We start from the raw sequence: 15546 nt of genomic DNA, 5'->3' as shown, positions 1-15546 counted from the left end.
AACTATTATGAAAGTCTCTGTCCATCCATTCATTTCCACTCTATAATTTAAATCATTAAATTGTCTTAATTTTCGCACTAAAGTAAAAATTTAACGAAATTTAAGGTTACACCGCATTTTATGAAAGGAGGTGGTCGGAAAACCATAACATCTCTCCCATCTACGAGCTGCGGAAGGAGTACCAGAAACCTACTTTATCGAGGAGTTGAAGAAGCACTGTGAAATGGAAAACAATCCAACAGATTTTTCCGATCGGGATGGCTGCCATCCTTGCATGGACGATCTCCATTCCGGCCGCTGCCGCAGCGGATACGATCGTTCGGAAAAACACAGTTTCAGCCGTCTCCCCCGCAACCGTACAAGCAAAAATCGATCCACAGGTGACGAAAGGATTCGACGATGACGAGTACGTCACGTACTTGATCAAAATGAAGGAGCAAGCGGATCCCGCGCAAGCTTCCTTACTCGCCCAAGAAAAAGCGCGACAAGACAAGGTCACCCCCGCCGCCGCCAAGCTTTCCATGCGCAATGCGGTTATCGGCACGCTGCGTGAAACAGCCTTACGCACGCAAGACTCCCTCGAATCCTACTTAGACCGCGCGAAATCCTCCAATGCCGGCGTGAAAGACTACAAAAGCTTCTTTATCGTCAACGCTTTGGCGGTCACGTCCACGAAAGCAGAAATGGAAAAGATCGCGCAACGCCCCGAAGTCGAGAAAATCCTCCCGAATACGGAGCGGTTCCTGGATACGGTCCAGAAAACAAAGGATACGGCGGCGCCTAACGCTGCTGCTCCCGTGACTGATCCTGCCCCTGCTCCGGAAACCGCTCCCGTGACTGCACCGGAAACGACTCCGGAAACTGCACCCGTGACTGCACCCGAAGCTGCTCCTGCGACTCCGTCGGCGCCCGCGCAAAAAGCAGCCGTGCCGCTAACCGAGAACGTGGAATGGAACATCGATTACGTCAACGCCCCTCAGGTTTGGGAGAACGGCATCGACGGAACCGGCATCGTAGTCGCCAACATCGACACGGGCGTCGATTACACGCACCCGGCCTTGCAGCGCAAATGGCGGGCATACGATGAAAACGGCCAGATCGTCCATCCCGAGCTGAGCTGGTACGACGCCCACAGCGCGGTCCCGCTCCCGGAAGATAACGTGGGCCACGGCACGCATACGATGGGCACCATGGTCGGCTCGGAGGAAAACGGGACCAACAAGGTCGGCGTCGCTCCCGGAGCGAAATGGATCGCCGTCCGCATATTCGACCCTTCCACGACGGATGCCATCATTCTCGATGCGGGTCAGTGGCTTCTTGCCCCGGTAGACAGCGAGGGCAATCTGCACCCCGAGATGGCGCCCGATGTCGTTAACAATTCCTGGGGCGGCGGAGCCGGCATCGACGAATTTTTCCGTCCCATCGTGCAAGCTTGGCGAGCGGCGGGGATTTTCCCCGAATTCTCGGCCGGCAACGTGCGGGACGACAACCCCGGCGGTCCCGGATCGGTCGCCAATCCCGCCAACTATCCCGAATCGTTCGCGACCGGCGCAACGGACAGCAACGGCATGATCGCTTCCTTCTCCTTGCGCGGTCCATCTCCGTACGACGAACTTAAACCGGAGGTCTCGGCGCCCGGCGTGAACATTCGCTCCACCGTTCCGGGCGGCGGTTATGAAGGCGGCTGGAACGGCACCTCCATGGCCGGACCGATTACGACCGGGATCGCCGCCATGCTGCTGCAAGCCAATCATTCCCTGACGATCGATCAGATCGAAGAAATATTGGAGAGCACGGCTACGCCTCGCACGGACGAGGAATATCCCGAGACGCCTAACCAAGGCTACGGCTACGGCATCGTCAATGCGCTGAACGCCGTTGGCGCCGTAACGAGCGGTATCGGTTCCGTGTCCGGCAAAGTAAAAACGGCCGGCGAAGATACGCTGGCACCGGTAATCGAGCACACGCCTATCCCCGTCATTTATAGCGGCAGGGACGCTCAACTGACCGCGCAGGTCTCCGACAACGTCAGCGTTCTTCAGGTCGAAGCGTTCGCGAGAATCAAAGGAACGGACGAATACGTCTATCTTCCGATGAAGAGAGCGTCCGGCAATTATAAATCCGGTCAATATACAACCGCCATCCCTGCTTTCCTCATCGATCCGGCAGGCTTGGAGTATTACATCAGGGCCAACGACTACGGCAATAACCAGATCTCCACGCCCGTGTATACGGCAACCGTCTCGAACGGAATGAAGCCAGGGTACGTACAGGATTTCGAAGGAGACGTCAGCGGATTCGAAAGCGGCGGCTACAACAATACGTGGGAAGTCGGCGCGCCTTTTTACGGAACGCCTGCTTCGGGAAGCAAAGTTGCGGCTGCCAGTCTGGGCGAGCACTACCTGCCCGGGACGAATGCCTACTTCCTGGCCCCGCCGATCGACTTGACGGACAGTCCGGAAGGCGCGGTGCTGTCCTTCAAGAACAGTTTCGATCTGGGCTCGGACCACGGCGTCGTCTATCTGGCGACCGAAGCCAGCAATCATGAATTCACGGAGGTCCTGCATTTCACCGGCGCGAGCGGCGATTGGAGAACCCAATACATCGATCTGCGTCCATATGCCGGCCAGCAGGTTCAACTCTTGTTCAACTTGTATGCCAGCGATTTTGGCGGCGGCAAGGACTGGTACATCGACGATCTCTCCGTTCAGCCTCCGGACGCGGTAGCGCCAAGCGCGCCTACGAACCTTGCGGGAACGGCAGACACGATTAACAACGTCACTCTGACTTGGAATGCCTCGACCGACGAAGATGCAGCCAAGTATACGGTCTATCGCTCCGTTGGAGACGGCGCATCCGAACCGATCGGCACGACCACGCTGAACGCGTTTACGGATAGCACCGCGGCCGGCGGCAGCAGCAACCGCTATACGGTAGCAGCCGTCGATTACAGCGGAAATACCAGCGAGCTTTCGAACGAAATCACCCTTGAGCTCCCTGAGATCGTGTCGATCTACCAGGATACGTTCGACGGGGACACGGACAACGGCTGGACGCATTCCGGCGTCAACGACGAGTGGGAACGCGGCACGCCGACCACTATCGGACCCGAGAGCGCGGTTTCGGCTCCGAATGTATGGGGAACGGACTTGGACGACACCTATAGCGACGCCAGCGATTACGCCTTGGTGTCCCCCGTCATTGATTTGAGCCAATCGGACAAAGCTTCGGTCTTCTTCAGCAACTGGTACGACCTGGAAAGCAGCTATGATTTCGGCCATCTGGATATCACCACGAACGGAGGCTCGAGCTGGACCGAGCTCGCATCCTTCAACGGCAACACGGTGGACGGACAGTGGGAGACGTTCGGCTACGATCTCGCGCCTTATTTGAATCAGCAGGTTCAATTCCGTTTCCGCCTGACTTCCGATGGAACCGTCAGCCGGGCAGGCTGGTATATCGATAGCTTCAAGGTGCTGGAAGTGGATGCGCCGACGGAAGTTACCGCGCGCAACCACGTATTCGACGGCGTGATCGGACCGAAATCGCCGGTCACCAAGCCGGCTTATACCAGCCAAGCAACCACCAAAGAAGCATTCGAAGCAAACAAGCCGTCCGGGGATGTCAATCCGCAAAGCCTCCCGGCCAATGCGACCGTCACGGTCTTGGAAACCAATCGCTCCGTGAAGACGGATCCCGCGACGGGCGATTATTCCTTCAAGCATATTGCCGGCGACTACAACCTGAAGGTCGAGGCCTATGGCTATTATCCGCAGGTCAAACCGGTCACGGTGACGGACAATGTGTATACGACGGTGAATTTCGACCTGGAAGCCATTCCTCACGGTCAAATCACGGGCGTCATCGCGGATGAGCGCACCAAGGCGCCGATCGCCAACGCCAACGTGATGATTATGGAGGACGCGAACATTTCGCCTGTTCGTACCGATGAGCAAGGCGCCTTCTCGCTGGATGTTCTGGAGGGCACGTATACGCTGTCCGTCTCCGCAGGCGGTTTCTACGGAAAAAGCGTCGCCGTGACGGTGCCGGCGAACGGCTCGGCGGAGACGAACGTCTCGCTCAAGCCTTTCGTTGGCGCTCCGGACGGCATCGGCTACGATGACGGAACAGCCGAGGACGCCCATGCTTTCTATGATGCAGGCAACGGTTGGGCGGTTCGCATGACGCCCGCCGCGAATAGCGCTCAAGTGACGGGCGCGTTGTTCCGCATCTGGGATACTTCTTGGCCGGAGCCGGGCGCCACGCCGTTCAAGTATGCGCTGTACGACGCAAGCGGCACGGATGGAGCACCGGGCAAATTGATTGCCGGACCTTTCGATGGCGACGGGCTGCGGAACGGCGAGTGGACGTCCGTGACGCTCCCGACGCCGGTTGTCGTAACCGGCGATTTCTACATGGCTTATATCCAAGTCGGAGCCTATCCGAATACGCCGGGACTCAGCACGGACGTAGACGGCCCGAACGCCCTGCGCAGCTGGCAGCTGGTGAGCGGAGCGTGGTCCCCTTCGCCTGAAGACGACGGCAACTACATGATCAGGGCGCTCGTAAGCAATGAAGTTACCGCCCCTGTCATTACTTCGCCGGCAGCGAAGTCGTACACCAATCAAGCGAAGCTGGACGTCACGGGAACGGTGCCCGTTGACGGAACGACCGTCACGTTGTTCAACGGCAGCGACGAAGTAGGCACTGCCGTCGTCGACAAGGGTACGTTCACCATACCTGTCGAGCTGAAGGCCGGTGTAAACAGCTTGACGGCGGTGGCGGCCCTGGACGGCAAAACGACCGATCCTTCCGCGCCTACCGAAGTCACGCTGGATGTTACCGTGCCGAGCCTGACCGTAGAGGCGCCGATCGACGGCTTCAAGACCAACCAAGAAGCCTTGACGCTGAACGGAACGACCGGCGATGAATACTTTAGCCAGTTAACCGTGAATGGCGAGCAAGCCGATGTAGCCGCCGACGGCACATTCAAGCATCGCGTGCTGCTGGATCCGGGCGCGAATGTCGTCACGGTCACGGCAAAGGACCTTGCCGGCAACGAAACCACGGTGACGCGCACCGTTCATCTGGACTTGGATAGTCCTGCGATTACGGATATCGCGCCGGCAAGCGACGTTAAGCTGGCACAGGGCGAAACCCTGCAGGTATCCTTCAAGAGCGATCCGGGCTTGAACGCTTCGTTCCGCATCGAGCTTCCGATCGCGCCTGCGGCGACGAAAGCAAACGAAATCGCGATGACGGAAAGCGCCGCGACGCCAGGCTTGTACGAAGGAAGCTACAAAACGCCGGATAAGCTGATCCTGGACGACGGTCTCATCGTCGTTCGGGTAGCGGATGCTGCCGGCAATGAAACGGAAGCGGTCGCGCCGGGCAAATTGTTCGTCAACGTCGATCCCGCTTGGGCGCTCGTGAACGACGCGAAGGCTGCTTTCAAAGCCAACGTCGCCAATACGACGGAAGCGGACAAAGCCGTGCTTACCCTTCCCGAGGCAGACGACATCTCCTACGCGGTTACGGGAAGCAGCAACGACGAGCTGATCAGCGATGCCGGCCTCTTGCTCAAACAGCCTGGCACCAGCACGGACGTCGAATTGACCGTCACCATCGCCGCGAAGGCGAAGCCAGCCATTAAGACCGAAGTCAAAGTAACGGTCACGCTTCCGGCCATTTATACTGGAGGCGGCGGCGGTCCAGTCGTTGTGATCCCGCCTACGCCAAGCACCAGCACGAATTTTGCCTTGACGGCAGTCGTGAACAAAGGCTTGAATCAACAAACGCTGAAGCCTGCATTTAAAACGGACGGGAACACCGTAACGGCGTCGGTATCGGATGCCGATCTGCAGCAAGCATTGACTTCGTCGCCCGTTGCCGTCGTGGTGCCTTTCACGACCACTGCTTCGCAGCATGCGCAGTTTAACTTAACGGCCAGCCAAGTAGCCTTGCTCGCCGCGTCCAATCCGGCGAATGCCATCGTGATTACGAACGGAACCAGCGCCATTGCGCTTCCGGTCGGCATCCTGGCCAAAGTTCCCAAGAACGCCGGCCTTCAAGTCACGCTGGCCGGCAGCGATCAAAGCACGGCCTTTACGAACGCGGTACCGGGTATCACCGTACTTGGAACGCCGGTTGCGTTTGAAGTGAGCGCGGTCCAAGGCACGACCGTCACGCCGCTTCAGCTCTCGGGCAAAGAACTGATCAAGCAAGCCTTTATCCTTGCGAAAGGCGCAGACGCCAAGGCAGCCGGCGTGCTCTATCTTGGCGGTCAAACCGCAAGCCCGGCTCCTGCGGCGTTTGCAAGCAACGATGACGGCACCACCACGGTAACCGTTACACGTCCCGGCTTCTCGACCTACGCCGCCGTGACGAGAACGATCGGCTTCGCGGATCTCGGCAGCACGACGGCGAAGGATAAGATCGAGGCGCTTGCGAGCAAGTTCCTGATCGACGGCACGTCGAACGCCGCGTTCTCGCCGAACGCCTCCGTGACGCGCGCCGAATTCGCGGCGATGCTGACCCGCGCGCTCGGACTGCAAGGCAGCGGCAATGCTCCGTTCACTGACGTGACGGCCGACAAATGGTATGCGGACGAAGTCGCCGCCGCGTACCAAGCCGGTCTGATCACCGGCCTGGGAGACGGAAGCTTCAAGCCGAACGGCACGATCACGCATCAGGATCTGGCGGTCATGCTGGAGCGAGCCGCGAGTCTGGTTCGTCTGCAGACGAATGGCATCGCCAGCCCGACCTATGCGGATGCCGCGGCCATCTCCGGCTATGCCAAGGACAGCGTACAAACCGTATCCGCCGGCGGACTGATGAGCGGCACGGAAGCAAACGGCAGCCTCTTCTTCACGCCGAAGTCTCCGTCAACCCGCGCAGAAGCCGCAACGGCGATTTACAACCTGCTGAAACAAGCCGGCTTGATTAACTAAAACGTTCCGAATGCGAAAACAGACTGCAGCTCCGGCTGCAGTCTGTTTTATTTCGTTACATGCATGGAATCATGGATCATCGATCATGCTCATTTAACATCTAGATCATTCACCATCAAGCTCTCTTTGTCGTCCTGGAGGTAACGTACACGACCAGGCTGATAATCATGCCAACGAGCCCAAGCCCGCTCAAGAGCATGCTGATCAGGATCGGCAGCATATTGCTCGGCTCCGGAATAAATGCCTTGATCTCATCGTTCATATGCTGCACTTGAATGGCAAAGCCGACAATCCCGCTGACGATCCAGAGAAGCCCGCCGATGATGGCGCAGATGAAGGCTTTTTTTTGTAATATGTTCATGAGGGGACCTCTCTTTCGATCTTTATATTCTTGTAATTTTGCTAGATCGCTTCCATGGTAAAGATGGTTAAGTTTTAATTCTTCCTCTTTTTACCGTTAGCCTTTTTAAACCGAACCTGATCAACATCCATATTCCTACCAATAGATAATATAAAACAAAAGAATATAGACCTAAGAAAATAAATGAAATCCAATTAAAGTCCATCCATAAAACGAAATAAGTATCTTGGTATTGAAACTGGTCATTATTACTTTGAGAATTTAGAAGCCAGTCTATTGCGTGAGGCAGAAATAATAAACTAGTCGGTGCGGCTATTGAAAATAGGATTGATCCAATAAATACCTTCTTCTTCATTAGACTATCCCTTCTTTTGGAATTTCGGGTAACAATCTTGTGTTCAGAGTTCTATTACCATATGAATATCATTCGGTTCTTTATCAAAAAGTTCTTGATCAATCTCCTCTGTTAATCGACTGCCGTTGTGTTTGTAAAATGAAACCGCTGATCTAGTTTCGGTCGAAGAGATGTACAGATACTGGGCTCCTCTTCTTCTTGCCTCTTCACTTAATTGGTTGAGTATTTGTTTCCCTATACCTTGTCTTCTATAATCTCTTGATACATACATCAGATCAATTTGAAGTCTGTCTTGATTCATACCCCTTAATTGATGGGCTAGAACTCCGAATCCAACTAACACTTCGTCTGAAAATGCCCCAACGGACATTCCACCGTTCTCTAATTCATGCAAAAATCTATTTCGTATCTCTTGTAGTACATCCTCATCCCACGTTGGACAATCATGTTCATTTTTGACTTCTTTGATTTCGCCTTCTGACACTTTGTAGATAACATCAATGAATTCAGAACGGTCAATCTGATGCAAACAATTAACATGATCGCGATTCAATATTCGATAAGTAACCACTCGTTTCCCTACTCTCTTGATCTTCTTGATGGACTCACTTTGCCTTATAGATTTGTTCATGTAATTCATGCTTATGTTCTTCGATATATTCAAACAAGTCTCAGAAGGGCCGGCCGGGTGTATTCGGCTGATCCCGCTTCCTTGCTGCTGCCAATTGCCCCCGGAGTCCACATCTAACTCCGGCCGTACCGACGGCCGAATGACCCGATGCATGATTATGGTGTTTGCTGATGCTGACGTCTTCTCTGAAATACATTCAATGTTTCTATTAATTCAAAATCGTTATTTCAATAGCTTCTAATTGATCTCGATGACTTGGTATTGTATTGATCCAAAACTCGATTTGTTTCCCTCGGTTTGTTTCTAATTCACGAGCATCTATTATTTCTTTATGATTATCGGCGTTCATTTTATAGATGATTGTTCTGTTTGTAATATTGAAATAATCAGTACCCTTTGTTTGGTTTGATTCTAAATATTCTTTGTATCCCTCTATTATTGGAGAGATTTTAATTACTGTAACAGTAAACATACTTCCAGTTTCTTTTGAGTAACGGTTACCTTTTTGATTTACAACACTGAGCAGTTCTCCAGTGAACTTAAAAAATTGATTATTAACTTCATTTTCATTTTTCGAAGTACAACCACAACAAAAACAAAGTATAAAGGTAATCAATACTATTTTGATTTTCATTTGATCACCTCTCAGCCACGTCAATTTTAGCTAATGTGCTTGTATTTACAAACCAGAGAGCTTTAAGTTAGCGACAGCGAGCAGGTTTTCAAACTTTGACTCACAGGGTTCTCCGGCTGACTTCACTTCCCGAAATCTTCGACCGGACCACGGGACATATTCCCTGGTGCGTGAACATTTGATCCGACGAAGTTAGGACTTCTCGAATCACCCAAAAGATTTCTTGATGGATTCTATATTTTCCTTTGCCCACTTTTTATGGTTTTTATCAACTGCATATTTAGGATTAAAATAAATGGAGTTAAACTCTAGCGCATTGCACGGAAATTTCGAGTATTCCCAAGCATTATCATCAGAGAAAACAAGACCATCAGTCAGCTCAGCTAATGCGGAAGCAAAAAAACCATATGACATATTAAATAAAGGGAGAGTCCCCGCATATCTGACTATATTCCAGTGATATGGTTTAACTAAACTCCTTTTGATTTGATGTACATATTTCTTTGCTTGTTCTCTTTCCATTTCATCTTCCCATAAATCCTTATACATTTGTTCATTATCGAATTGATTATATAAAATCCACCTGGTATTACTGGGCTAGAAACTCTAAGAGATTTGCCGTGGGGAATATTGATTAAATCTGTGAGTATAACAGGGTACGACTCTTCCGAGTTCTCCATAGAAAACTCGAACTCCAAATCAAGTTTTACTCCTATTGCTTTTAATTTTGTTGTTATATTTTCCTTAGCTTTTCTTAGAAGATCAAAATATGATGGCAATTGATCTGAAGTAGGATAGACATCAAAGCTTGTACTCACTTTTTCGTTCCTTCCGTAATTTCCTATAACGTTCTTGTATGCACGACGCCGCACCACCTTAAGGTTCCGAAGGAACCGGCCGCGATGCGGTTAGGTGGTGCGGGTGTGTCCGGCTGTTTACTCTTCCCCGATACTGATAATGCCTCTTCGATCCCACTCCTAACTTCTGCCGGACCTTCACAAAACGTCTTTTTCACGTACTTCTATAAATATTAAACCTTCGGAGTATTCACGAAGGTACTTCACCACACACTCACATTAAGTTCACTACGTTCTGAATCGAACTCAGTCTTTCAATGTTTTAAATTCCATTTTACGGAAATTTAATATGGATGTCGACAGCTTTTACATAAAAGCCATAATTGTCATTACCATCATGACTGCAAAATCAAAAAGGCCAACCGAAACTACCGGTTGACCTCCCAAAATACAAAGACTACCTACTCTGATGATCCCTTTTGAGGAAGTAAAACCACCGTCGCACAATGCGATTCAACCTACCTCCAACCACCCCAGCTACCGATACAACCGCCCATCCTCCGCCTCGCGAACCCACACCTGCATGAACCCCGCTTCGCGGTTATCCCACGCATAGTAAGGGATCAACTCACAAGCCGCGCCGTCGGCCGTCCGGCCGCGCAGCACGGTCACGCCGCCGAGCAGCTCCGCGCGGTGCTCGACCGCGAACGCTTCGTGCGCCGCAAGCGCGAATGCGTCATACCGCAGCCCGTCATTGCCGGCCTGCTCGGCGCAGTACACGACCGGCCCGCGCTGGAACGCGACGCGCCCGCGGTTCGCTTCCACCTCCGGCCGGGAGCGGACCGCCTCGACGGGCATATCCAGCTCCAGCTCGACCGTATCGCCCGGCGTCCAGTGCCGCCGCAGCACGAGATAGCCCTTCTCCGCCAACGCCTCCGCGCCTTCGACTCGCTCGCCCTGCGCGGATATCCGATAGCTCCGGCACCAGCCCGGCAGGCGCAGCCGCACCGCGAACTCGCCCGCCTGCTCCGGCGTGACCGCGAGCGCCACGCGTCCGTCCCACGGATACGCCGTAGACTGCGCGATCCGCACCGCGCCGACGCCACTGTCGAGCGCGACGGTCGTCTCGCTGCTCATGTACTGATTGACCGCGATACCATCCTCCGCCCTGGCATACGCGTATTGGCCGATGGCGGGCAGGAACCGCGCCAGATTCGTCGGGCAGCACGATGTATGGAACCATTCGACCCGGTGATGCTCGCCCTTGGACGCGAGCGGATTCACGTAGAAGAACTTGTCGCCGGAGAGCGAGATGCCGGACAGCGCGCCGTTGTACATCTCCCTCTCCACGAGGTCCGCGTATTTCCCGTCGCCGTGCAGCAGGTTCATCCGATGGTTCCAGAACGCCATCGCGATGGCGGCGCAGGTCTCGCAGTACGCTGATTCGTTGGGCAGATCGTAATCGTGGGTGAACCCTTCGTTGTGCACGGACGGCCCGATGCCGCCGGTCACGTACATATTCCGCTCCACCGTATGCGCCCAGACGCGGTCGAGCGCGTCCAGGTACGCGGTATCGCCCGATGCGAGCACGACGTCGGCCATCGCCGTGTAGAGGTACATCGCGCGGACCGCGTGCCCTTTCACCTCGCGGATATCCCTGACCGGCACGTCGTCCTGGCAGTACGCCGGACCCCAATCCGGTTTATCCCAGATCGCGCCGACGCCGTGGCCGTGGCCCCGTTCCTCGAGCAGCCAGAGCGCGAGCTTCCAATACCGCTCCTCGCCCGTCGCGCGGAACAGCTTCACGAGCGCCAGCTCGATCTCCTCGTGCCCCTCGGCCCAGTGCCGCTTGCCCGGTCCGAACGTCGCGTCGTAATGATCGGCCATCCGGCACGCGACGTCCAGCAGCCTGCGTTTGCCCGTCGCTTGATAGTACGCCACCGCCGCCTCGATCAGATGGCCGCCGTTGTACATCTCGTGCTTCTCCATGTCGGTCCACTTCAGGTCCGGCGCTTCCACCGTGTAATAGGTAGACAGGTAGCCGTCGCTCTCCTGCGCGGCTTCGATCAGCCCGGCGATGCGGTCAATCTCCGCTTCCAGCGCGGGATCGCGGTCCGTCATGAGCGCGTATGCCGCGCCCTCCAGCACCTTGTACACGTCGGAATCGTTGTAATACATGCCCTCGTACTTGCCTTCCGCCAGTCCGGCAGCCAGCGCGAAATTCGCGATCCGGTTCGTCTGCTCGCATTGGTCGAGACAAACGCCGATCGTCACGCTCTTCAGCACTTCCAGCCGCGGGCGCCAGAATTCGTCCTTGATCTTCACCGCGGAGAAAGGGACGCCCTCCCAGCCCTTGACCGGATTTCCCACCATCGACATCTTGCATGCCTCCTTGTCAGTCGTTCCTTACCCTTTCAACCCCGTAAGCGTAATTCCTTCCAGAAAGTAGCGCTGCCCGATCAAAAATACGACGACGCACGGCAGGACGACGGCCGCCGAAGCCGCCATCAGCAGATCCCACTGCGCGGTGTAGCTGCCTTGGAACATTTGCAGGCCGAGCGCGAGCGTGAAGCGGCTGTCGCTTTTCAAATAAATGAGCGGGCCCATGAAGTCGTTCCACGAGCCGAGAAACGTGAACAGCGCGACCACGATGACCGCGGAACGGCTGAGCGGCAGCAGGATGCGCCAGTAGATCTGAAAATAGTTCGCCCCGTCCACGAACGCCGCCTCGTCGAAATCCTGCGGAATCGTCAGGTAGAACTGGCGCAGCAGGAAGATGTTGAAGATGCCCCCGCCGAAGTACGCCGGGACGATCAGCGGGTAGAACGTGTCGTAGAAGCCGATCTCCTTCCAGCCGATGAAACTCGGGATAAGCGTGACGGCCCCGGGCAGCATCATCGCGGACATGAGCACCGCGAAGATCGCATCGCGTCCCTTCCAGCGGATGCGCGAGAAGCCGAACGCGGCCACGGTGCTCGAGACGACCGTGCCGAGCAGCACGCTCGCGACGATGATGAGCGTGTTCTTGAAGAACGCGCCGAACGGCACGACCGTCAGCGCTTCCTTGAAATTCTCGAAGTGAAACGGCTTCGGCCACCACGCCGGCGGCATGATGAAGATCTGGGACAGATCCATGACGGAGCTGCGCAGCAGCCAGACGAACGGGACGATGAACAGCACGGCTACGATCAGCAGGGCGATATACCCCGCGGTAAGCTTCAGCCTGGACTCTCTCATGCGCGGTCCCCCTCGTAATGCACCCAGGATTTAGACGTCTTGAAGACGATGAACGTGAAGAACAGGATGATGACGAACAGCACCCACGCCAGCGCGGACGCATACCCCATCTCGGTGTCGCGGAACGCGGTCCGCCACAGGTAGAACACGAAGAACATGCTTTTGTTGTTCGGTCCGCCCTGCGTCAGGATATACGCCTCGCTGAACACTTGGAAGGAGCCGATGATCGTCATGATCGTGTTGAAGAAGATCGTCGGCGTCACCATCGGTATCGTGATATGCCGCAGCTTGTGGTACCAGCCTCCGCCGTCGACGTCGATTGCCTCGTAATACTGCTTGGGAATGCCGGAGAGCCCCGCCAGGAAAATGATGACGGTGCCGCCGATGCCCCACAGCGTCGTGAGCACGATGGACGGAATGACGCTGCTCTCCCCGAACAGCCAATTGCTCGTCGGCAGATGCAGTCCTCTCAGCATCGTGTTGACGAGGCCGAGATCCGGGTTGAGCAGCCACAGCCAGATCATCGAGGACGCCACCGCCGGCACGATGCTCGGCAGGTAGATGATCGTCCGGAACACGGACCGCCCCTTCACGTTCATATTCAGCAGAAGCGCCAGGACGAACGAGATGATGATGACCGCCGGCACGCGCAGCACCACGAAATAAAACGTCGTGCCGAGCGACTGGTAGAACAGCTCATCCTCTCCCGTGAACAGCTTCGCGTAATTGTCGAAGCCGATAAAAGCCGTCTTGTCCTTGAAGACGTTGTAGTCCGTCAGGCTGAGATAGAAGCTCGCGATCATCGGCCCAAGCGTGAAGATCAGAAAGCCGAGTATTGCCGGCGACGTGAACAAAAGCCCGTAGAACAGCGCCTTGCGCTCTCTGGAGGTGGTTTTTTTTCGTGCTGCGGGTCGAGCCTGCTTTCCATCGACTGCCGAAATCTCCATGCCGAATACCCTCCTGTCTATGAAAGAAGACGGCGTTCCCAGGGCAAGAACGCCGTCCCCCTATCGTCATCCGCTTCCGCGGACGGCATATTACTTGATGTCGCGGCGGCCCTGCACCTGCTCCTGCGCCTTGGCGGCGACGGCATCGAGCGCTTCCTTGGCCGATTGCTTGCCAAGCCATACTTTATCCATGGCGGGATTGATGACGTCCATGATCTTGTTGAAGTTCTTGACGTACGCCGTCGGCGTCTGGTGACTGTGGCTTAGCAGCATGTCGATGACCGCGCCCTTGTAGCCCGACGGACGGGCAGGCAGGTCTTGCGTCCACTTGGCCAGCTTGTCGGCATCCGTGTACCAGTCCTTATGGGACGGCATCCACGTGCCGGCCGTCAGCATGTCGAGCGACGCTTCCGGATCGATCAATGCCTTCAGCAGGTCCCAGGATTCCTGCGGATGCTTGGTCGACTTGAAGATCGAGAACATGCCGGCGACGACGGTCGTGACCGGCTCCTTCATGACCGGGAGCGCGGCGACGTTATAATTGAACTTGGACTGCGCGAGCGCCGTCGTCGCCCATTGTCCGTCGAACGCCATGGCGACCTTCTTGGTCTGGAGCGCCACGTTCGTGCCGGGGATATTCTTCGCTTGCAGCGGGGAAGGAGCCACGTGGTCCACGTTGATCAGATCCGCCAGCTTCTGGATCGCTTCCACCGCTTCCGGCTGGTTCAAGCCGAGCGTCTTGCCGTCGGCCGAGAGGAAATCCCCGCCGTTCGAATAGATGAAGTTGCTGTAAAGCCCCCACCAGGTGGGCAGATTGATGCCGAACTGCTTGATGTTCTTGGGATCGAAGCCCGTCTCCGTCGCGTTGCGGCCTTTGTTGTCGATCGTCAGCCGCTTGGCGACGTCCACGAATTGGTCCCACGTCCACGCGTTCGCCGGGTCGGCCGGCGGCGGATCGATGCCCGCGTCCTTGAACACGTCCTCGTTGTAATACAGCACGAACGTCTCCGGTCCCGGCCCGATCCCGATCACGTTGCCGGGCTCGGCGGAATACGTAATGTTCGGCACGAGCGCGTCCATGTTGATTTCCGTGTCTTTATCGAGATAGTCCTGCAGGTTCAGGAATTTGCCCTGCTCCGCGAGCGGGAACGCGATCGTGGCGGATTCCATCATGGCCACGTCCGGTTCGTCGTTGCCGGCGACCATGGTTGTCATCTTGGTGTCGTAATCGGCGCTGATGGCTTGAAATTCGACCTTGATGTTCGGCTTGGCTTTCTCGATCCGGGCGATGGCGACCTTGTACGCCGCGATCTCGTCCGGGGAGCCCCATGCGGCGAGGCGAAGCTTGATCGGCTCGCTGCTGCCGGCGTTGGCCGCGCCATCCTCCGCATCGGCGTTCGCGTCGGCATTGCCCGCTGCATTGCCGGCGCCGTTCTGCGCAGCGTTCGTGTTCGCATTGCCGCTATCCGATTTCGTGCAGCCGGACAGCAGCGTCACGGCCGCCAGCAGCAGCACCAGGAACAGGGAAATCGGCTTCGATTGCTTTCTGATCATACGATAAGAGCCCCTTTCTGCGATCATCCTCATTGGCTCATAGCTGCAGTCTATGATGGTTTTATTGTAAGAGATAGATA

General features: G+C 55.5%; 9 protein-coding genes. 1 reads left to right on the top strand and 8 read right to left on the bottom strand.

Translation table 11 applies throughout. The features are described 5' to 3' along the window. Positions 1–218: 218 nt before the first annotated feature. The gene (locus AC50YL_RS24655; RefSeq protein ID WP_494835461.1) at positions 219–6950 is read left to right on the top strand and encodes a S8 family serine peptidase; all 6732 of its coding nucleotides are present in this window, start codon (positions 219–221) and stop codon (positions 6948–6950) included. Between the two features lie 115 nt (positions 6951–7065). Here AC50YL_RS24655 and AC50YL_RS24650 read toward each other — a convergent pair whose 3' ends face one another. From AC50YL_RS24650 to AC50YL_RS24615, 8 genes are all read right to left on the bottom strand, one after another. After that, a complete protein-coding gene (locus tag AC50YL_RS24650) occupies positions 7066–7311 on the bottom strand; it encodes a hypothetical protein (RefSeq protein WP_494835460.1) in 246 nt (81 codons plus the stop codon). A gap of 398 nt (positions 7312–7709) precedes the next feature. Next, complete coding sequence (locus tag AC50YL_RS24645; RefSeq protein WP_494835459.1) at positions 7710–8306, bottom strand: GNAT family N-acetyltransferase; 597 nt, start codon at positions 8304–8306, stop codon at positions 7710–7712. Between the two features lie 199 nt (positions 8307–8505). Continuing rightward, a complete protein-coding gene (locus AC50YL_RS24640; protein WP_494835458.1) occupies positions 8506–8931 on the bottom strand; it encodes a hypothetical protein in 426 nt (141 codons plus the stop codon). A gap of 207 nt (positions 8932–9138) precedes the next feature. Then, positions 9139–9453, bottom strand: coding sequence for a hypothetical protein (locus tag AC50YL_RS24635; protein ID WP_494835457.1), 315 nt, complete (start codon positions 9451–9453; stop codon positions 9139–9141). Between the two features lie 812 nt (positions 9454–10265). Then, on the bottom strand, positions 10266–12107 hold the full coding sequence (locus AC50YL_RS24630) for a glycoside hydrolase family 127 protein (protein ID WP_494835456.1): 1842 nt from the start codon (positions 12105–12107) through the stop codon (positions 10266–10268). A gap of 27 nt (positions 12108–12134) precedes the next feature. After that, positions 12135–12965: a carbohydrate ABC transporter permease gene (locus AC50YL_RS24625; RefSeq protein ID WP_494835454.1), complete on the bottom strand. Its 831-nt coding sequence runs from the start codon at positions 12963–12965 to the stop codon at positions 12135–12137. Then, on the bottom strand, positions 12962–13912 hold the full coding sequence (locus AC50YL_RS24620) for a carbohydrate ABC transporter permease (RefSeq protein WP_494835452.1): 951 nt from the start codon (positions 13910–13912) through the stop codon (positions 12962–12964). The genes AC50YL_RS24625 and AC50YL_RS24620 overlap by 4 nt, the downstream gene beginning before the upstream one ends. A 90-nt stretch (positions 13913–14002) precedes the next feature. Continuing rightward, a complete protein-coding gene (locus tag AC50YL_RS24615; RefSeq protein WP_494835450.1) occupies positions 14003–15466 on the bottom strand; it encodes an ABC transporter substrate-binding protein in 1464 nt (487 codons plus the stop codon). Positions 15467–15546: the final 80 nt, after the last annotated feature.

Source organism: Paenibacillus sp. J22P277 (assembly GCF_059383675.1).
The sequence above is the reverse complement of the archived record's forward strand: the minus strand, read 5'-3'. Positions and strand labels throughout refer to the sequence as shown.